Genomic DNA, 20379 nt, shown 5'->3' on the forward strand with positions numbered 1-20379 from the left:
AGGGTTTTGCACCGATTTAGGATAAAAAGCCTTAGCCTAACTGTACAATACTGCCTGCATAGGACATTTCTGGAAACGCATCAAATACCACTTTCACTGGCTGACCTACACTGAGCTTGGCACTGTCTGGCTCTGAAAATTCAGCCTGCAAAGCCACGTTATCCAGTGACGGCAATTGAATTAAACTCCGCCCCATATAAACTGTTTCACCCACTGCCGCTTTTTCGCCGTTCCAGTCTTCTAAGTACATGACTAAGCCATCTTTTGGTGCTTTAACGGTGAGCTTTTCCATTTCATCGCTCATGCTTTTTACTCGTTGTGCGAGGTTTTTCACTCTGCCTGCCGAGACACGATTATTCACCAACGTTGCTTCTTGATGATAAGCCAATTTTTGTTTGGCCTGAGCTAATTTCTCTTGTTGGTATAAGAAGTCAGCGTATTGCAATTTTTTGTCTATTTCAGATCGAGAAATATCAGTTATTTCTACTTTGCGTCTAGCGATATCAAAATTCATTTCAGCCTCGGCTAAGGCAAGTACGAGATCCTGCTTAGTCGATTCATCATCTAGTGTATTGGTTTGGCCTCTTTTGATTTCTGCATTTAACTGACTTTTACGGCCAATCAAGTCATTCTTAAGTTGCTGCCCATCAAACTGCAAAATGACATCACCTTTTTTGACATATGTATTTTCGGGGGTCATAGACTGAATTTTGAATTGCCACATCCTTCGCACAACGGGTGGACCTAAGGTGGCATTGTCTAACGCGATAAGTTCAGCGGGGGCGCTCAGTACAGGAGTTTTGCTCTTTGTGTGGTGTTCTGTTTGGCTATTGCATGCAGATAAATACACACAGGCTAACAAACAAATTAAATAGTTTTTAGTCATTGTTTGCCGCTCCCAATAAAGTCGGTTGCTTACTGGTTAGCTCAACACGAACACTCATACCCGGATAAATTTTGTTTTGCACCTGTTCATTAAATCCTAGGGCTAAACCATAATAGGCGCTATTACTCCATTCGTTTTTTTGCTCCGCTTGTGAAGACATACCCAATATTTTGCCTGTGTATTTCATACCGGGAAACGCATCTAACGACAGCAAAATATCAGTGTTAGCAAAATCAATTCGGGCGGCGTCAATTTCATGCACCCAGGTTTTGACTTGATAAGAGGATTGAGCTTGCACCATCAACACCTTCCAGCTGACTTGAACATTAGTACCGGCCGCCACTTTTTCATGGGTATGAGGATGCATCATGTAAGACACAGGGCCTGTCACTTTAGCAGTCACACTCATGTTCGACAATTGACCGGTTTTATAGGCGATACTTTCTTCTAGTTTAATAATTTCAATCTTTTGCTTCTGAATACCGACTTTTTGTTCTTCTAAGCGCAACTTGTAGCTCTCTTGCGCTTTAATTTTTTCGACCAACGCCTTTTCGTAAGCGATGACATGCTTACCTTTCTCATAAGCACTAATTTCACCATCAGGAATAGACGCTTGTATTTGGGTTTTGTCGACCATAATTTTGGCTAACTTTAATCGCCCTTCAGCTTCGGTAACGGCCTGTTGTAATTTCATTTTGATTTGTAGCAATTCGAGCTTTTCCATCTCCAACTGTTCTTCGCTTTGTTCAACTTCAGCTTGAATTCCGCCAGAGTCAAAAACAACAACCAAGTCACCTTTATTAACTATGGTGCCCTCGTCAGCCATCCACTGTATTTGCACTTGCCAGTTATCTGACTTAGGCGCTGTGACTAGTTGACTTTCGGCAGACTCCACAATGCCAGTCAACAAGTTCACTTGCTTAGCATAAGTAACATGTGAACCCACAACGCAATATAACAACAGTATTTTTGCCACGATATTATTCATCACTAACATTCCGTATCTATAAAGTTATACCCTAAGCGCTCTTGCTGGATTGGCTCTGTCGGTTAGTACTTCACCATCACGCATAGTGATCACCCGTTGCGCGTAAGTAGCAATATCATCTTCGTGAGTGACCATCACTATGGTTTGCCCTTGACTATGTAGGTCAGTTAACAGCGCCATTATTTCCAGTGAGGTTTTGCTATCTAGATTTCCTGTTGGCTCATCAGCTAGCACCACCGTTGGCTTATTGATGAGCGCGCGAGCAATCGCCACGCGCTGCCGTTGTCCACCAGACATTTCGAAAGGTTTATGGGATTTTCTATGGGCTAATCCCACTTTATCTAATAATTCGTTGCCCCGTTTATCTGCTTCTTGGTCTGACACGTCAGCGTAGCGCAAAGGTAGCTTAACGTTTTCTAGCGCGGTTAATTTTGGTAATAAATGAAAAGTCTGAAAGATAAACCCAATGTGTTGATTGCGGATCGCGGAAAGTGTGTCGTCGTGCATAGCTGCGACGTCTTGATTATTTAAAAAATACTGACCTGAATTGGGCGTATCTAAACAGCCCAATATATTCATTAATGTAGATTTACCCGATCCTGAACTACCCATAAAGGCGACGAACTCATTCTCTTGGATAGACAAAGAGATGTCTTTCAGGGCATGGACAATTTCTGATCCATTAGCGAACGACTTGGCTATATGACGAAGCTCTAACATGTTGAAAATATGTTTGTTAATTGTAAATTATCGTAACCATAACCCCATGCTACTAAAGTAGCAATCACAGTTGAGGCTAGTTAACCTGAACATGAGGTCAGTTACATTGCGATGCTTTAGCCAAGTCTATTCGCTGACGCAATCCACAGAGGTTTAGCTTAGCCTAACGGACAAACAGGCATAGTGTTTCAAAATATGTCGTTGTCATTACGCTCAGCAAAATCTGCTAGGTATAGACTTAAGAGCAACCTTTACCAGCTTGCTTGGCATCAAATGCTGCCAATTGCTCAGCCGTTGCTGGTAATTGATATTTCTCTTTCCATTCTTTAAAAGGCATACCGTAAATCGCCTCTCTGGCTTGATCGTAATCCATCTCCAAACCTTGCTCTTTCACTCCAGCCATGTACCACTTGGCTAAACAGTTTCGACAAAAGTCAGCCAAAATCATAATATCGATATTCTGCACATCTTTGTTGTCATCAAGATGTTTAACTAAGGTCCTAAAAGCCGCCGCTTCTGCTTGTATTTTTTGTTGTTCGTTCATCTGTACCTCTGTTTAAAAATGGAAGCTAAATTTGCATTAATTGCCTGTACTGGATAAGAGGATATTTGGCTATATTTTTAAAAATCATCCCCCTCCCTGATAAATAATACCAACGCCCTTAACTAACTATCCTGACCCCTGGATAAGCAGAACCTCTCGATAACACTCTTTTTGTGCCTAGTGGCGCTGGATTGCTTAGCTTAAACGATACATCTTATCCAGAACTAAGATTAATTATGCATTCAGAACAAGGCAAGGATGTGCAGGAATGGTTGTTCCTTGTTAAATACCGTTAACCTAGCGCAGGCAGCACAGAAAAGTAAAACACAAAATACTCTACTATAAACGCAAAAAAGAGAAGCAAAGCTTCTCTTTTCTTTAAGAAAAATTTAGATTACAGGGCTTTATTTTCGAATGACGCTTCTTCGTACCAGTCGTCCATGTTGTCGTACATTTCACCTTTTAAAATAAAGTAGGGCGATTTGTGATAAATCTTAATATCGTGGAAAGGGTCAGTAATAATTTTGCTGCACCACACCAAACCTGATTGTACACCCATTAGTTTGAACAAATGAATCGTTCTAAATGCAATAGCCCCTAAGCCTACAAATAACCATATGATTGCCATGTTATTGATAAACCCCATAAAGTCTGTGGCGGGTTGAAAAGCACCAAAGAAGCTTGGCTCTAAAAACAAGACGACAGGTACCAATGCCCAAATTGATAGCAACACCACTTTACGCCTTAAGTTGTAACCTACCTTTACATTTTCTTTGTACTCGTGGGTCGCTTTGTTCACTTCATCGTAAGTGAGTGGCTCAAAGAAAAAGTGCCCGGTTTGTCTTAATACCATGGCCAATAACCAACCCACTAAAGCCGCTGCTGCTGGATAATAAAACACCAACACGTAACTCGCCAAGAAACACATAGCGCTTAGCAAATGCAAAAACTGGTTAATACGATTGTGGTGATAATATCTGTGGTCATCCCACCGTTGTTTTTGTAGTTCTTCTAGAAAAGTCATAATGGTACCTATTGGTTAAAGTTATTTTGAATCTGAGTGACCAGACAACAGAGGTTGTCCCATCTTGATAGCAGTACCGGTTTCAATTCCTTGGCAAAACTGGTAGTTGCTAGTGGCAAACAAAATGATGGTAGAACCGTGCTGGAAATAACCCATTTCATCGCCTTTTTTGAACTGCGCATCGCAAGCAATATCGTTAGGCCCTCGATACTTCAAATCTAATGTTTCTGCTAGAAACTTAAATTTCATACTAGCCACCAAAATGGCGGCTACTGGCACTAGAGTGATACTGTTAGTGGGATGATTATTTTTTAATTCGATCACCGCCCTTTCATTTTTGCAAAACAGTTTTTCTACTCGTTTTAACGCCACTGGATTTACGTTCCATGTATCACCCGATATGTAACTGACTTTATTGACCTTACAATCCACTGGCGCATGAAACCTGTGATACATGCTCGATTTCAGGCGCAAGGTTATAAATACACCATTTCGATATTTATGATTGATATGCAAATTTGGAATGAGTTCGCTGAGCTCATAAGGAAATCCTTTGGCCTGAAAAACCTCTGTGCCTTGGACTTTTCCACACGCTCCTACTATCGCATCGCAAGGACTAGTAACTATGTCTGGATCGGTTGTTATAGGTCTCAAACCATCTTTTAGTTCACGGGTAAAACATTCCCCTAAACTTTTAAAATCACGCTTTTTGGCATCGATTAAACGCAAATCTTCTGCGAATAAAGACCATGGTCCAAATTAAGAACTTAGCTAACCATGGATTTTCTATTTGACTTAGCCAGCCGACAAAAAATGTCAGGTAACGTCTGGGAATACGATTGGTTAGTAAGAAATTGAGCTGTTCGCGTTTGTTTAACTTTTGCACTTGACTGGTCATGTTTAAGCAACCGTTTTTTGGTCGTTATACAGACTTGGCACGGTTAATCCCATATCCGTTAAAAACTGTTGCATGATAGGTTCTGCTTGGTATTCTGCCGCGCGAACACTGGCTTTCTGACTCATAGTGCTGCGTAACGAAGGGGTCTCAAAAAAGGTGACAATTTGCTCGCTCATTTGCTGAATATTCTCAACTAAGAAGCCATTTTGTTGATGCTGAATAATATCTTTAGGACCTTTGCAGTTATAAGCAATGGTAGGCATACCGTGCACAAAAGCCTCTAAAATTACGTTGCCAAAGGTATCGAAGCGAGACGGAAATACAAACAAATCTAAGCTTAAATACAACTCGGCCAGTTGTTTTTTAGTTTGCCAGCCCAAAAAGATTGCCTCGGGCAGCGCAGCCTTTAGCTCATCGGTCGCGGGGCCAGACCCAGCAACTACAATTTTCAAATCAGGAATGTGTTGTTTAGCCGCTGCTACAATTTCAGGCAAATCAAAAATGCCCTTTTCTTTACTAATGCGGCACGCAATAAACAGTACTGGGGTGTTATCGGTAGCGCCTGAAATAATACTCGCCTTGGGTATTTTGTGCACTCCAAGATCTCTTGGCTGTGTATGGTGAGCGGTCAAAAATACCGACTCTTCTTTCAGATCCATTTCGTGACCTGTTAGCCATTCTTTATGCTCAGAATTCAGTACAAACACGCCGTCATAGCGATTGTACAAAGCCCGCATCCAGCGCCTTACGCGATCTCTTTCGTGTTGATTTAAGTCGGTTGTGTGCTTGATAAAATCAATCCAATCAGTATGCATAAAGAAGTAACTTGGTACATTAAACATCTGTTGAATAAACAATGACACAACAGCCATCGGGCCTTCGGTAGAACAAACGACTCTATCGTATCCACCTTCGTAAAAGATCCGAGCAATCTCCATTAAGTCGGGAATACGTATAGTTTGTTCACCGTAACGCTGTACATCAAATTCAGATATTGGCCGCACTACATGTAGGTGTGGAGCCGATTCGGCTGAAGCGTCACAAATTAAGAAGTCCACTGGTAAATCTGCTCGCTGGATTTCTTTTAACTTGCCAGACAAAGAGGTGGAAACACCATTTTTGTCCAACAAGGTATCGGTTAAATACAGGGCTCGATTCGAGTGTTGATTTTTACCTAAATGCCCAGCAAATTGATTTAGCAATTCTCTATTTTGATATAACACTCGGGTAGAGGCTAAAGTGGAGCCGGCTAACACTAGACTGATCAAGAGTGGAAACGAGAGGTTATCCAGTAGTTTTTCAACGCGCACGTTGCTCATATTGTCTTGGCGTTTTCCATCACCAAAAAATAGTGCTGTCAATTGACTAGGGATCTCAAATTTACGAGTGATTTCCTCAGTGGAAAAACTATCAAGCTGAAAACCGTTATTTTCTTTTAAAGCGTTTTCAATACGGGTAGCAATTAACTTATTTAAATGTGAGAACAAGTCATTGATAGCGTGATTAACCGTATTGCTAAACTCTTCAGGCGAGGATTTTTTGCTGTCCGCGATCATTTCCAATTGATTAATACAAAATTTATAATCTTTTGACACCTGCCACTTGATCAATTTATTCGGTTTTTTGCCTTGCAATGCATCATGCACAAAAGAGAAAACTTCATGGTCTTCTTATGCTTTTGCATTTCAAGTAACAAGTTGCTCACGACAAAACAGCCAACCTTGTCCCAAGTGCTGCCCCTGTGCAGTAAAATACGGAACATACCCGGATCTTTTATTTTAGTGGCCACTTGAGCAAAGTAATCGAGCAATGCAATGTTGAGTTTTTGGTTTTCACCAATTTGACCGTAAGGAGCGATATTGCCAGCCTTAATGGCTTCTAAAGCGAGTTCAGAAGGCTTGGCTGTCTTTAATCGTTCTTGTAAATTTTCAATATATAAATATGAACCACATTGCCCTGCAAAAATACCAGTGTGGTCGTCAGAGCCACCGGTAAGTACTTTGGGTTGATTAGGGTCAACGGCAAAATCGCTCGGATTGAGATTATGCTTTTTAGCATAACGTTGAATTTTTTCTGGGGTTAGACTTTGCGCCCAATTAAGCGTTAACACACTTTGCCACAAGTCACGTTGTCCGTTTAATACTTCAAAACGTTGAAACAAACAAGCTAACTTTTCGAACAAACCAAGATCAATTTTTTCATTACGCGTATAAAAATACAAAGGATGCGGCATAATAACCGGTAGGTCTTCCGAGGCGGTATATCGTAAAAATTCGTATATGTTTTGACGCTTTTTGTTGAGCACTATTTCTTGCTCTTTACTAAAACCATAAGTTAAAACGTGAATAAACAAATCGTACTCTGGGAAGAAACAGGTGAACTCTGCAGCCACGAGTACGTCAATGCCTTGATCAATTAAATCCCAACAAGAACGCGCATTATTGTGATTTGTCACGGTGTAAACATCACTGCCGTTTTCTTTTAACAACTTTACTAGTTTTTTAGTTTTCAACCATGTCTCTGGTAGGCGTAGAATCCGTCCCCACAACTCATCAGGTACATCACTATTATGATCATGGCAATGAAAATCTATTCTAAGACAATCTCTGCGATCAAAGCGCTGACTTTGCTGCTGGATGAAACCGCCAAACTCTGCCTGCAAGGATTGACGAAACTCATTATTTACTGGGTGATTAGTTTTCAGTAACATTTTATCCAGCCTTTTGAATTGGGTTTTCAGGTGCAGCGTTTAGTTGCTCTGATGAACTAATCGGTGCTGACGTAGCAGTGACATGTGCTGAGTGTTTACTTAGAGGTTTAGACAAAAACGGCGCTAGTAGAGGAAACTTAGCTGACAACATGTCACTTAAAAATTGCTGTTTAATAGCTTTATTGGTTAAGGTGGGAGATGACCACCACCAACCGTCTTTTTCCATCTGTTGGGCAGCGGTAACGATTCTGTCGATTACCTCAGCAAACTCTTCATCGGTATAACTCAGATTCATGATAAATCTGCCGGTCCCCGTCCAACTCAACTCTAATCCAGCGTTGCGCAAATAGAATTGAAACATCCAGTTATAACGGCTAGGACGAGTGTAAATAACGGATAATATAGAGTGCATATTGACTATTTTTAGCGGCAGCTTTGCTGCATCCAAACGCTGGTTAAGCAAACTCACTCTGTTGTTCCAAACATCTTCAGATGATTGATAAATAGCTTGAATTTCAGGTTTATTCACTCGCGTCAAAAACGCGTTCATTGCCCCCATGACATAAGGATGTGAATTAAACGTGCCACGAGCAAAGGATACATCGACAGGTTTATTATCTTTGTATCGCTTCATCAGTTTGTGCGTCCCTGCCACCACACCCACAGGGTAACCACCACCCAATGTCTTGCCATAAGTGACAAGATCCGCTTGAATGCCAAAGAATCCTTGGGCTCCACGGTAACTCAGTCTAAAGCCGGTAAACACCTCATCGAAAATCAATACAATATTACGCTTAGTACACACCGCTCGAATTTTCTCTAACCATAGAATGTAGGCCTGTTTATCGAAGTTTGCTGCCCTATCGCTGGCAATGAGTGACACGTCTGAAGCTGAGTCTGAATTGGGATGAAAAGCCTGCAACGGGTTAATCAGCACACAAGCTATATCGTCACGACTGTCCAAAATGCCTAAGGTGTTATCACTTAGATCGCTTAACGTATACACATCGTTGGTTTTACGGTTATTACCGATACCGGGTTGTACACCGTCCCACCAGCCATGATAAGCACCACATAGTCTGACTAAGTGAGTTTTACCGGTGTGGTAGCGCGCCAATCGTACAGCTTGCATCACAGCTTCGGTGCCAGACATATGGAAAGACACCTCGTCCAGCCCTGACACTTGCTTGATCATCTCAACATTTTCAGCAATTACCGGATGATAGGCTCCTAATACGGGCCCTAGATTGCCGGCTATTTTCATCCCTTCGGCCATACAATCTTTGTAAAAATCGTAACCAAATACATTTACGCCGTAGGAGCCAGACAAGTCATAACGCCAATTACCGTCTAGGTCTTTAATCTTTGAACCTTGTGTTTGATCAGCAATAGAGCCCAGCTTGAATTCTTTGCTTAGTTGATTTCGATAAGGAAATGGGATGCGATAATTGCTGGTGAACCTGACATCTGAAATACTGTTTTCTAGTGGTTCACTGTGGGCCAGTGTTTTTGGACTGCTGTCTTGGATCTGCTTTTTTAGTGTATCAAACGCAACGCTTCTGGATTCAACAATATGTTCGGGAGCACCATCGGTACTAAAATACTCAGACTCTTGGTACGCAAAAAATGGAATTTGACCAGCGATACGACGAGACCATTTGCTATGACCTCGCAGAGACGGATGTTTAGCTTTCGACAAACGAAGACGAACCACCACTCTTTTTACTAAGTAAAGAGCGATACAAACTAAAATAAAGTAGACCAAGTAACTTTGCGACATATTAAGGCTGTGTCAATTTGTTTGCCACAAGCTACCACGGGATTTTGAACGATTTATTTCAGTTTTGAGACCGTTTAATGACAGTGATAAATTTTTACCGAAAGCAACTATTTTTGCCCCCATTTGCTAAACAGTCGAACACCTACGAAAAACAACGATGGTAGCGCAGGCCACACTACTAGCGTTTATAGAGCCTCAATACTGGTAGTACAAAGCAAACCTGAAATTTACATACAAAATAATTCAATCATATTTAACCAAAAACTATCCACTTTACTTTTCTTTACAATATTCAGTGTTTTTATTAAACAGCAGTTAACGTATAGTAAACTTAATAACATACCTGCGTTAACTGTACTAAACAGGCAAACACAAATTTATATACAAACAATTAATACCATATGAGAAATACACAATGAAATTAATCAAGCTTGCACTAACTTCATCTCTGCTTACCACATCACTAGCTTATGCCAAGCCACCCGAGCCAGAACTAGGCAAACGCTGGGTGATCAACAATGCTTATTCTGATGAATTTAACGGCAATAGTTTAGATAAACGAAAATGGCTTGATCACCACCGTACATGGAAAGGCCGTCCTCCGGCAATGTTCGATCCATCCACTGTGTCAGTACAAAATGGCAATATGCAAATCACCAACAAAATGCTTGAGAAGCCCAATAAGAAATTCACAATTTCAGGTGGTGCGGTGCAGTCTATCGGACAAACGGCTTATCACGGATTTTACGAATCTCGCTTTAAAGCTTCGCGTATTAATATGTCGACGACCTTTTGGTTGTCGAATCGAAATGTGCCTTTTGAAGGCAAAAACCACCTTGGCCAAGACTGTGAAAGAGACGGCTGGTCAATGGAGCTAGACATAGTAGAGGCAGTAGGCGGCGTGATAGACAAAGCCTTTGGCGCCAACTTTAGGCAAGGCATGCAATACAACACCCATGTTTGGTATAGCGGCTGCGAAAAAGGCTCACGTTCACGTTTTTCGAAAGGCGCAAATGTAGCCGAGGGCGATGGTACGCAAGCCTTTAACAATAAACTGCCTAAAGGTGAAGAAGTGTGGCAAAACTTCAATACATACGCCGCTTGGTGGAAAGATGAAAATGAAGTGGATTTTTACTTAAACGACGGCTTTGCTGGTCGCATTCAAGTAGACACCAGCTTATTAGAAAAACCTTATAGTCGTCCTATGAGCATGCAACTACTAACTGAAACCTACGATTGGGGTCGCCCTTTACCTACCCCAGAGCAATTGGCCGACAATTCAATTAACACTTCATATTACGACTGGGTACGTTCTTACTATTATGTGGATGTAGATAAAGACGCAGTGCAACAACTCGAAAGAGTGGGTAAAGCCGACGACATTTTTGTTGAATCAGCCACCGTAAAAACCACTAAATTAGTACGCGATACATTACAGTTCACCTACTTATATGAAACTGACGAAGACGTAACGGCACTGATTGAATTAACCAAAGACAGTCAATCCATCTATAGTCAAACCGTTAAATTGAAAGCCGGTTATGGCCATTTAGCCGATCAAATTAAACTAACTAAAGCTATGGATTTTGATAACAGCCAATTGACTATTCACTTACTAAGCAATAGCCAACAAAAGATTGCTTCATCTAAACCCGTTAAAGTGAGTGTTAACGTTAAGTAGCAATCAGCAGAAAGGCTTAGGTTATGAGAACTATATTAAAATTAGCTACGCTATACTTCACCGCCATCGTTGGATTGCTGGTACAACCGGTTTTAGCTGCCAGCAAACCAAATGTCATAGTGATTTATTCTGACGACCAAGGTTGGGGCGATGCGGGGTTTAACGGCGCACAGGATGTTCTCACCCCTAACCTTGATAAACTGGCTGCAGATGGCACAGTATTCGAGCAAGGCTATGTTTCCCATCCATACTGTAGCCCCAGTCGTGCGGGTTTATTGACGGGCCGCTATCAGCAACGATTCGGCCACGAAAATAACCCAGAATTCTCCCATGACGAAAATATTGGCTTGCCAATAGACGAAAAAACCATGGCTGATGAATTTAAACATGCAGGTTACACTACCGCTGCGATTGGCAAATGGCACTTAGGTGACCATCAAAAATTCTGGCCAACCAACCGAGGGTTTGATTATTGGTTCGGGTTTTCTGCTGGAGGGATGAGTTTTTGGGGCACACCTAAAAAAGCTAAAATTGCTACCTCTGGAGTGCTAGAAAATGGAGTGCCAGTGCCTGCTAGTAAGCTTAGTTATTTAACCGACGATTTTACCAACGCCGGTGTAAAGTTCATTCAAAACAATAAAGACAAACCTTTCTTTATATATTTGGCTTACAACGCGCCGCACATGCCAGCTCATGCACCGCAAAAGTACTTAAAATACAGTGAACATATTGAAGACGGTAAGCGCGCAGTGTATGCCGCCATTGTCAGTGGTATGGATTACGGTATCGGTCAAATAATTGCAACTCTCAAGCAACAAGGCCTATACGACAACACGTTAATAGTATTTGCCAGCGACAATGGAGGCCATTTACACGGAGCTAGCAGTGCGCCATATCGAGGCCACAAAGGTATGTTATTCGAAGGCGGTATTCGCGTTCCTTTCACTATTAGCTGGCTATGGAAAAATTGCTGCTGGCCAACGTTACAATAAGCCTGTTTCAACTCTAGACATATTGCCTACTGCCCTAGCTGCTGCGGGCGTCAACTTAACCTCAGGTAAACCTTTAGATGGGGTGAATTTAATGCCTTATTTAACTGGCAAGAACAACAGTGCCCCTCACGATACTTTATTTTGGCGTTATTCAGACGGGGCGGGCTATGCCGTGCGTCATGGCGACTACAAATTGGTAATGTCCGCTTATAAAGACCAAACCTTTTTATTCGACATGGTAAATGACCCACTTGAGCGCATTAATCTAGCGATTGAAAAACCTCAAAAAACAGCCGAGTTAAAGAGCTTATTTAACGGTTGGAATAAGCAAATGATCAACGCCTTATGGCCAGATGCCCATTTACCCAACGTTGCAAAAGAAGAAGCAGAACGAGAAAAACACATCAAAGCCGCTTACCGAGGTGCCCCCAAAGGTAGACATTAAGTACGATTCACGCTTATGAAAACCCACCATGCCGCTCTCTCTAGACGAGCGGCATATTTATTTTTATCTATTAGATTTCTATTTTTTAAACACCCGCGACCTTTTTATCTAGAACCTTTTATCAAGACGCCCTTTATCAGCGCCCTTTACAAGGACACCCATGTTAATTCTAGCCTTTTATCAGGAAGCCCTTTATCAGGACACCCATGTTAATTCTAAACCCTTTATCAGGACACCCATGTTAATTCTAAACCGAAAAGGTAACTCAGTTTTGAACTAACCTATCCCGGTAGTTCTGCAATGTCTGTCAAAGCCCGTCATCCCTGCATGCTGTTAACAGGGATCCAGCATTTATCCACTAAAGACCCGTACAAGCATTCATCTTATAGGACATAACCGCTAGGCTACACAGCGCAAGCCATAGAATTGAAATGAAATAAATTAGGCGATTTTCTTAGCTTCCAGACATCTATCGGAGCGAGGCTGATTTCATGGGTGTCTTAATTGGAACTCTTTACCCCTCATCGATATATCTACTATATAAGCAGAAAACTTCAACACCGGGCTTGTCCAACAATAGGATTAAGTCGCGGCTTCGCGCGACCTATCCTTATTTATTATACGCAATTTGGATTAATGAGAGAAGTTAAGATGTGATCTTCCCAAGCACCCGCTATTTTTAAGTACTCTAACGCAAGACCCTCCTTTCTGAAGCCTAAGCGCTTTAGCAGCCTACCAGAACGATGGTTTGATGGCATGTAATTAGCCATTATGCGATGTAGCTTTAGCCTAGAAAAGGCATACTCTATGGCATACGAACAAAGCTCGTATCCGACACCTTTACCTTCAAACTCTTTTGACACGCCATAGCCCATGTAACAAGCCTGAAACGGGCCATATACAATTTGGCTCAATTCACAATGGCCTAAAATTTTGCGGTCTGATACAAAAACAAATAACGTTGATGATGTCGTATTTAAAATATTATAGATGTGCTCAGAACAACACTTTTCTGAATAAAAAGTCGATTCTCTTATTGGTTCCCACGGCTCAAAATGTGTTTTATTGGCTGTGAGGTATTGGGAGAGGCCACGAGCATCTGTTAATTCTATAGTTCTTATCATGTTCATTCATTTGCGTATAACGCATTAAATTTGGAGCGGCTTCTAGCGTTTTGCCGAATGCAGCGAGTAGCCGTTCCACCAAGCTTTTTTTGTTATACCGCGGTAATGAGTAAATGCTCATAAGGCTTAGTTTCTATTAACCGAATAAGACCCGGCCAGTTGAATGAAGGTGGTAACTCTTGCTTAAAAAGAAGCGGACTTACCGCCCCCTATACTTTTATAATATTCAGCCAACTCCAATCTACGTCTTCTGAGCCTAAAACGGTAAGGCTTTAGCCACATATTGTTATGAAGCTTACGAGATCTACTCTCAGCGGAAACCGTTCTCCTTAACAAATTACGCACTTGAGGCTTTGGCAAATTTATATAGTCCAAACGTAAAACATTTTCTGGAAAAACGAGTTCTCTTTTTCGCCTAAAACCTTTGCGTTTTTTTTCAAATTTATACATCAATTCCTATAGGGGTATAACTACTTAGTGATTATACGGCACGTAGTATGTGACGAATAATCACCTTGTTGGACAAAGCCGAGACCTTGACCTTAAATTTATTGGTATTGTTTATGCTAATGGAATTTGTATTTGAAAGGAATAGTGGATCTTGTATCAAGGGCAAGTTTATTCGCATACACATCTGCCACTATGGGCGATATTTTCATGTTAAACACGGCACCGGTCATCATATTCTCGACTCTTCATCTTGTTTTTCAATCAGCAGGCCAGCCTCTACCCTGACAGTGATTTGACTGCCATTTTATAGCCCATTATTTCCCTTACCTTAAGCGGTTATACGATAATCTTAGCTGAGCTTATCAGGACACCCATGTTAATTCCGCTTATCAGGACACCCATGTTAATTCTAAACCGAAAAGGTCACTCAGTTTTGAACTAACCTATCCCGCTAGTTCTGCAGTGGCCGTCAACGCCCGTCATCCCTGCATGCTGTTAGCAGGGATCCAGCATTTATCCCCCTAAACAATCCGAACAAACATTCACCTCATAGGGCAAAACTACTGAGCGACACAACTCAAACCATAAAATTGAAATGAAATAAATTAGGCGATTTTCTTAGCTTCCAGACACCGGCCCTTTATCAAGACCTCCATAAAAGTGAACCTTATAAAGGTTGTCATCAAGAGTCGTGGCGGAGCCGCGTGCAGGGTATTGTCGGGGCTGGAGACTAGATACGTCCGGTTACCCGATTAGTTTTCAATTCGCTCAATCCAGTAGTTGGGTTTTTGGTGATTGCATGCAACTGCTACTATTAAGATCAAGTTACTTCTGATTTGATAAATAATTGAATATGGGAAACGGTTTAGCAAACAACGGTGCGTAAATTTACCTGATTCTTGCCAAGCAATTGGATTTTGCTTAATTCTATTAATCGTTGATTCAACTTCTAGAATAAACCTTTTCCCAAGGCCTTGATAGATATCTTCGTAATATGCAAAAGCATCATCCAATTCTGTTTCTGCAATTTCTAAAAATTCTATACTCATTTATACTTTTGAAGAACTTCAGAAACTGGCTTTGACCCAATTTGGTTGTTTTCATACGCTTGAACACGTTGATCCCCTTCTTTGGACCATATCGCATTGACCTCATTATTCGGGGCGTCCAAACTTTCTAAGAGCCTTTCAACCAATGCGATTCGTTCGTTCGTAGGAAGAGCTAATGCGTCATCTACTATACCTTTCTGCAAGTGAGCCATATTCAAATCTCCTGTTGAGCCTAAATCATAACATTGAAAAGAGCGAAATTGTATCCAGCAAAACTCACGCCCGCCTAACATGCAATGTGTTGGTATGGCTTTTTGTACGCTTATCAGGATGTACGCTTATCAGGACACCCACGTTATCTCTGTAGTTTTATGGGTGTCTCAATTGTGGAAGCTGTTTTATGGGTGTCTCAATTGTGGAAGCTCTATTACACTTGGATGCTCAACTTTACACGGAATCAGCCCCTCTGATTGTAAAATTACGGTCAAAGCCCGTCATTCCTGCATGTCGTTAGCAGGAATCCAGCCTTTTGATCTAACTGCCGAACTGACATCCGCCATAGAAAATATGTTTCCCTGACCACAGTAATTTTCCAAGCCCCTCTAGTTTTATGGGTAGGTTTATGACCGTAGGGTAATACACTAAAGGCATGGATTCCGGCTAAAAAGCATACCGGAATGACCAGAGTGATATTAGAGTGTTTTTTAATGAACTATTTCAATTATTGCTTATCAGGACGCCCATGTTAATTCTAAACCGAAAAGGTAACTCAGTTTTGAACTAACCTATCCCGCTAGTTCTGCAGTGTCTGTCGAAGCCCGTCATCCCTGCATGCTTATCAGGACGCCCATGTTAATTCTAAACCGAAAAGGTCACTCAGTTTTGAACTAACCTATCCCGGTAGTTCTGCAGTGTCTGTCAAAGCCCGTCATCCCTGCATGCTGTTAACAGGGATCCAGCATTTATCCACTAAAGACCCGTACAAGCATTCATCTTATAGGACATAACCGCTAGGCTACACAGCGCAAGCCATAGAATTGAAATGAAATAAATTAGGCGATTTTCTTAGCTTCCAGACATCTATCGGAGCGAGGCTGATTTCATGGGTGTCTTAATTGGAACTCAAACTTTCTAAGAGCCTTTCAACCAATGCGATTCGTTCGTTCGTAGGAAGAGCTAATGCGTCATCTACTATACCTTTCTGCAAGTGAGCCATATTCAAATCTCCTGTTGAGCCTAAATCATAACATTGAAAAGAGCGAAATTGTATCCAGCAAAACTCACGCCCGCCTAACATGCAATGTGTTGGTATGGCTTTTTGTACGCTTATCAGGATGTACGCTTATCAGGACACCCACGTTATCTCTGTAGTTTTATGGGTGTCTCAATTGTGGAAGCTGTTTTATGGGTGTCTCAATTGTGGAAGCTCTATTACACTTGGATGCTCAACTTTACACGGAATCAGCCCCTCTGATTGTAAAATTACGGTCAAAGCCCGTCATTCCTGCATGTCGTTAGCAGGAATCCAGCCTTTTGATCTAACTGCCGAACTGACATCCGCCATAGAAAATATGTTTCCCTGACCACAGTAATTTTCCAAGCCCCTCTAGTTTTATGGGTAGGTTTATGACCGTAGGGTAATACACTAAAGGCATGGATTCCGGCTAAAAAGCATACCGGAATGACCAGAGTGATATTAGAGTGTTTTTTAATGAACTATTTCAATTATTGCTTATCAGGACGCCCATGTTAATTCTAAACCGAAAAGGTAACTCAGTTTTGAACTAACCTATCCCGCTAGTTCTGCAGTGTCTGTCGAAGCCCGTCATCCCTGCATGCTTATCAGGACACCCATGTTAATTCTAAACCGAAAAGGTCACTCAGTTTTGAACTAACCTATCCCGCTAGTTCTGCAGTGTCCATCGAAGCCCGTCATCCCTGCATGCTGTTAGCAGGGATCCAGCATTTATCCCCTAAAAAACCGAACAAACATTCACCTCATAGGGCAAAACTACTGAGCGACACAACTCAAACCATAAAATTGAAATGAAATAAATTAGGCGATTTTCTTAGCTTCCAGACATCTATCGGAGCGAGGCTGATTTCATGGGTGTCTTAATTGGAACTAACAAACATTCACCTCATAGGGCAAAACTACTGAGCGACACAACTCAAACCATAAAATTGAAATGAAATAAATTAGGCGATTTTCTTAGCTTCCAGACATCTATCGGAGCGAGGCTGATTTCATGGGTGTCTTAATTGGAACTCATGTAACGATGCTTTAAGAGCGCAAATATAGAAACATTAATTGTAAATTGTATACAATCAATAATAGTATTTCGCACTTAACTTGATGCGGCGTTAAACACTCACACTTAACCATTACATTGGGATTTCTTTATGAAAATGTTCTACTTCTTTACTGTGCTTGCATTACTGCCTATCACTAATTACTCATGGGCAAACCATTCTGATTTTAAAATATTTAGAGCGCTAGACAGCGAAACCCCACCGGCGAATATAGCAGTTAGTAAAAATGGACGAGTTTTTATGAGTACCCACCAGGCCTATGGTTCTCCTCATAAAATGATTGAGCTTCTTGCTGACGGTAGTTTTACCCCATATCCCGAAAAAGCATTTTTTCCACCTCTGAATGGTGTGTTAGGTGCTATCGTCGATGAAAAAGATATTTTATGGTTCTTAGACACAATTTGGGGCGAAGATGCGCTTGGCCGAGTCATTGGCTGGGACACAAAAAACGAGAAGTTATACAAAATATTTTATATTACCCGTCCTATAGTCAACCAGGTCGTATATTTTGAATGACATGGCTGTTGACCGTAAGCATAACGCTATTTATATAACTGACACTGCGGCAGATACAACCTCAGCTTTACTTGTGCTCGATATCAACACAGGCTTAGTTCGCCGTGTTCTGGAAGGTTCTTTCGCAACTATTCCTGAAGACAAACCTTTAGTTATTGATGGTAAAACGGTCAATATGCAAGGTAAGGAAGCAAGAGTGGGCGTCAACCCCATCACCATAGATGTAGAAAACAAATGGGTCTATTTTGCGCCAATGTCGAGCAGATCTATTTATCGAGTGCGTACCGCAGATTTACTCAATACCGACTTATCAGCCAAAGCGCTAGAAAAACAGGTGGAACGATATGCAGCAAAGAACATGGGCGATGGAATAACCATTGATAAAGAAGGGAATTTATACGTTTCAGACTTAGAAAACAATGCAATTGGCGTCATCACAACAGATAGAAAATATTCGGTACTGCATCAAGATAACAACATACTTAGTTGGGTAGAAGGTTTTGCCAATGCCGGTCCAGAAGGAATATATGCAACCAGCAATAAGCTACACCGTTCACCTGCTTTCAATAATGAGTCCCCTACTCCCAACAAGTTTTACATTCTACAGTTCACACCCAAAGCATTTGCGTCATTTGGACGTTAAATACTAGTATCGAAGTAGGCTTTTACAAACATAAAAAAGCCCAATGGCTTGGGCTTTTTTTGTACTTGTTACAGCAAGTTAATTAGCACTACATTTGCACGGGCGCTGTGCGTTGGCCTGAATCGCGTATTTGCCAGTACTTTTTGTACATGGCTTGAGCGCGGTCTTGGTGCTTCGCTTGGTTGATCAAGTTAGTTTTTTCAGAAGGATCGTCTTTAAGATTATACAAAGCAACCAATTCACGTTTAGTCACTTTATGGTTAGATTGAATAATAATTTTCCAATCTCCCTCACGTAACATTAACTGATTTTGGCTACCCGCTTGTTGCATAATCAACTTACGCTCTTGGTAGGGTTTACCTATCAAGGTAGGCAAGATATTCCATGAATCTTTGGCTTGGTTTTCATTTAGTTTTACATCAACCACTGCCGCGACTGTTGCCACAATATCAGTACCATTGACCATAGTGTTGTTGCTAGTGCCTGCTTTAATCTTGCCTTAGCCATACGGCAATAAATGGCACACGGTGCCCACCTTCAAGTGGCGAGTTTTTGTGGCCATTGTAAATAGCAGATGAATTGTGACCCGCTTGTATTTCTCTTTTTTCTGGCAAACCGCCATTGTCAGAGGTAAAAATGATCAAGGTGTTTTCGTATTCGCCAGATTCTTTCAATGCATTAACGATGCGTGAGACTTCAATCTCTAACACTTTAGTCATGTCTAAGTGCTCAGTTGGCGTAGATCCTAAGATTTTTTCTCCGTTAATTTCAGCCGGTGGCGTATGCGGAATATGAGTTGCTGGGCTCCAATAGTTAAGTAAAAACGGTTTGTCACCTTTAGCACTGCGCTTGATGAAGTCTGCGGCTTTGTCGGCTAGCATCATATTTAATTTAGTGCTGTCCCAATGACTGTCACCCATGCCAAGGGCCTTTGTCACTAACAAAGCTTTTGTCTAGGGCTGAATGCTGATCTACATAAATAAGTTTGGAGTCTTTATCAAACTTATACCACTGGCCATTTTCATGTAATGAATAAGTTGGTCCTTGCACGCCTGTTGGTGCGGTAAAGTCGTAGTCGAAACCAAGCTCTTTGGGGTTGCCTGCTACCCACTTAGTAAGATCAACATTTTTCGATTTTGGTCCGCCTTTGGCGCCTTTATACATATTGCCGTTTTTATCTAAAAAGGTGCCGCCCAAATGCCATTTACCCACAAAACCTGTAGTGTATCCGGCTTGCTTAGCTACTCGTCCAATAGTCGCGTCTTCTTGAGTGACAGCAGTTTTAGCAAAAGTACTCCACACGCCCCATTTGGCATAACCACGATAGGTGGAGTTGCCACTCATCACAGAGTAACGGGTAGGTGCACAAAGGGCTGTAGGTGAATGCGCATCGGTAAAAGACATGCCTTGTGCGGCCAATGAATCAATAGTGGGTGTTTCCACCACTACGGGTTTATCTGTATATTGCCTGTGCAAAGCACTGATATCACCAATGCCTACATCGTCAGCCATAATAAAAACGATATTTGGTTTATTGGCAGTTGCGGCCAAAGCTGGCATGGCACAACCAATAGCTAAAAGTGACAAAGTTAGATGTTTAATTAGTTTCATTTAAT

21 protein-coding genes are annotated in these 20379 nt (G+C 41.5%); 5 read left to right on the plus strand and 16 right to left on the minus strand.

Features of this window, described 5'->3' with window-relative positions:
* Nucleotides 1–31: 31 nt before the first annotated feature.
* The 10 genes from RS130_RS01180 to RS130_RS01225 form a co-directional block, all read right to left on the minus strand.
* Entirely contained in the window at nt 32–886 is an 855-nt protein-coding gene (locus RS130_RS01180) for an HlyD family secretion protein (protein WP_316024421.1), read from the minus strand.
* A complete protein-coding gene (locus RS130_RS01185) occupies nt 879–1877 on the minus strand; it encodes an HlyD family secretion protein (RefSeq protein WP_316024422.1) in 999 nt (332 codons plus the stop codon). Before RS130_RS01185 ends, RS130_RS01180 begins: the two co-directional genes overlap by 8 nt.
* Nucleotides 1878–1898: 21 nt before the next feature.
* Complete coding sequence (locus tag RS130_RS01190) at nt 1899–2594, minus strand: ABC transporter ATP-binding protein (RefSeq protein ID WP_316024423.1); 696 nt, start codon at nt 2592–2594, stop codon at nt 1899–1901.
* Between the two features lie 238 nt (nt 2595–2832).
* Nucleotides 2833–3138, minus strand: a complete 306-nt coding sequence (locus RS130_RS01195; protein WP_316024424.1) for a DUF1244 domain-containing protein — start codon at nt 3136–3138, stop codon at nt 2833–2835.
* A gap of 394 nt (nt 3139–3532) precedes the next feature.
* Nucleotides 3533–4162: a hypothetical protein gene (locus RS130_RS01200; RefSeq protein ID WP_316024425.1), complete on the minus strand. Its 630-nt coding sequence runs from the start codon at nt 4160–4162 to the stop codon at nt 3533–3535.
* A gap of 21 nt (nt 4163–4183) precedes the next feature.
* On the minus strand, nt 4184–4891 hold the full coding sequence (gene asd, locus RS130_RS01205) for an archaetidylserine decarboxylase (protein WP_316024426.1): 708 nt from the start codon (nt 4889–4891) through the stop codon (nt 4184–4186).
* Nucleotides 4863–5060, minus strand: a complete 198-nt coding sequence (locus RS130_RS01210; protein ID WP_316024427.1) for a hypothetical protein — start codon at nt 5058–5060, stop codon at nt 4863–4865. The genes asd and RS130_RS01210 overlap by 29 nt, the downstream gene beginning before the upstream one ends.
* A gap of 2 nt (nt 5061–5062) precedes the next feature.
* Nucleotides 5063–6655 (minus strand): glycosyltransferase, encoded by a 1593-nt coding sequence (locus RS130_RS01215; RefSeq protein ID WP_316024428.1) that lies wholly within the window; start codon nt 6653–6655, stop codon nt 5063–5065.
* Nucleotides 6656–6666: 11 nt separating this feature from the next.
* The gene (locus RS130_RS01220; RefSeq protein ID WP_316024429.1) at nt 6667–7770 is read right to left on the minus strand and encodes a PHP domain-containing protein; all 1104 of its coding nucleotides are present in this window, start codon (nt 7768–7770) and stop codon (nt 6667–6669) included.
* A gap of 1 nt (nt 7771) precedes the next feature.
* Nucleotides 7772–9550: an aminotransferase class III-fold pyridoxal phosphate-dependent enzyme gene (locus RS130_RS01225; RefSeq protein WP_316024430.1), complete on the minus strand. Its 1779-nt coding sequence runs from the start codon at nt 9548–9550 to the stop codon at nt 7772–7774.
* 415 nt (nt 9551–9965) lie between these two features.
* Here RS130_RS01225 and RS130_RS01230 point away from each other — a divergent pair, with 415 nt between their 5' ends.
* The 3 genes from RS130_RS01230 to RS130_RS01240 are packed head-to-tail and all read left to right on the plus strand — an operon-like array spanning nt 9966 to nt 12668.
* Nucleotides 9966–11231 carry a LamG domain-containing protein gene (locus RS130_RS01230; RefSeq protein WP_316024431.1) on the plus strand — a complete coding sequence of 422 codons (1266 nt, stop codon included), beginning with the start codon at nt 9966–9968 and terminating at the stop codon, nt 11229–11231.
* 23 nt (nt 11232–11254) lie between these two features.
* A complete protein-coding gene (locus tag RS130_RS01235) occupies nt 11255–12223 on the plus strand; it encodes a sulfatase-like hydrolase/transferase (RefSeq protein WP_316024432.1) in 969 nt (322 codons plus the stop codon).
* Between the two features lie 22 nt (nt 12224–12245).
* Entirely contained in the window at nt 12246–12668 is a 423-nt protein-coding gene (locus tag RS130_RS01240; protein WP_316024433.1) for a hypothetical protein, read from the plus strand.
* A gap of 617 nt (nt 12669–13285) precedes the next feature.
* Here the strand turns inward: RS130_RS01240 and RS130_RS01245 are convergent.
* From RS130_RS01245 to RS130_RS01255, 3 genes are all read right to left on the minus strand, one after another.
* Nucleotides 13286–13798 carry a GNAT family N-acetyltransferase gene (locus tag RS130_RS01245; protein WP_316024434.1) on the minus strand — a complete coding sequence of 171 codons (513 nt, stop codon included), beginning with the start codon at nt 13796–13798 and terminating at the stop codon, nt 13286–13288.
* A gap of 1196 nt (nt 13799–14994) precedes the next feature.
* Nucleotides 14995–15291 carry a type II toxin-antitoxin system RelE/ParE family toxin gene (locus RS130_RS01250; protein ID WP_316024435.1) on the minus strand — a complete coding sequence of 99 codons (297 nt, stop codon included), beginning with the start codon at nt 15289–15291 and terminating at the stop codon, nt 14995–14997.
* On the minus strand, nt 15288–15584 hold the full coding sequence (locus RS130_RS01255) for an addiction module protein (protein ID WP_316024436.1): 297 nt from the start codon (nt 15582–15584) through the stop codon (nt 15288–15290). The genes RS130_RS01250 and RS130_RS01255 overlap by 4 nt, the downstream gene beginning before the upstream one ends.
* A 2110-nt stretch (nt 15585–17694) precedes the next feature.
* On the opposite strand from RS130_RS01255, the gene RS130_RS01260 reads away from it, so the two are divergent.
* Nucleotides 17695–18120 carry a hypothetical protein gene (locus RS130_RS01260; RefSeq protein ID WP_316024437.1) on the plus strand — a complete coding sequence of 142 codons (426 nt, stop codon included), beginning with the start codon at nt 17695–17697 and terminating at the stop codon, nt 18118–18120.
* 1 nt (nt 18121) lies between these two features.
* The gene (locus tag RS130_RS01265) at nt 18122–18763 is read left to right on the plus strand and encodes an L-dopachrome tautomerase-related protein (protein ID WP_316027946.1); all 642 of its coding nucleotides are present in this window, start codon (nt 18122–18124) and stop codon (nt 18761–18763) included.
* 88 nt (nt 18764–18851) lie between these two features.
* Here RS130_RS01265 and RS130_RS01270 read toward each other — a convergent pair whose 3' ends face one another.
* The 3 genes from RS130_RS01270 to RS130_RS01280 are packed head-to-tail and all read right to left on the minus strand — an operon-like array spanning nt 18852 to nt 20374.
* A complete protein-coding gene (locus RS130_RS01270) occupies nt 18852–19229 on the minus strand; it encodes a hypothetical protein (RefSeq protein WP_316024438.1) in 378 nt (125 codons plus the stop codon).
* 22 nt (nt 19230–19251) lie between these two features.
* On the minus strand, nt 19252–19701 hold the full coding sequence (locus RS130_RS01275; RefSeq protein WP_316024439.1) for a sulfatase-like hydrolase/transferase: 450 nt from the start codon (nt 19699–19701) through the stop codon (nt 19252–19254).
* A complete protein-coding gene (locus RS130_RS01280; protein WP_316024440.1) occupies nt 19676–20374 on the minus strand; it encodes a sulfatase-like hydrolase/transferase in 699 nt (232 codons plus the stop codon). Before RS130_RS01280 ends, RS130_RS01275 begins: the two co-directional genes overlap by 26 nt.
* Nucleotides 20375–20379: the final 5 nt, after the last annotated feature.

Origin of the sequence: Paraglaciecola aquimarina (genome assembly GCF_032464635.1) — a bacterium.
GTDB classification, from domain to species: Bacteria; Pseudomonadota; Gammaproteobacteria; order Enterobacterales; family Alteromonadaceae; genus Paraglaciecola; species Paraglaciecola aquimarina.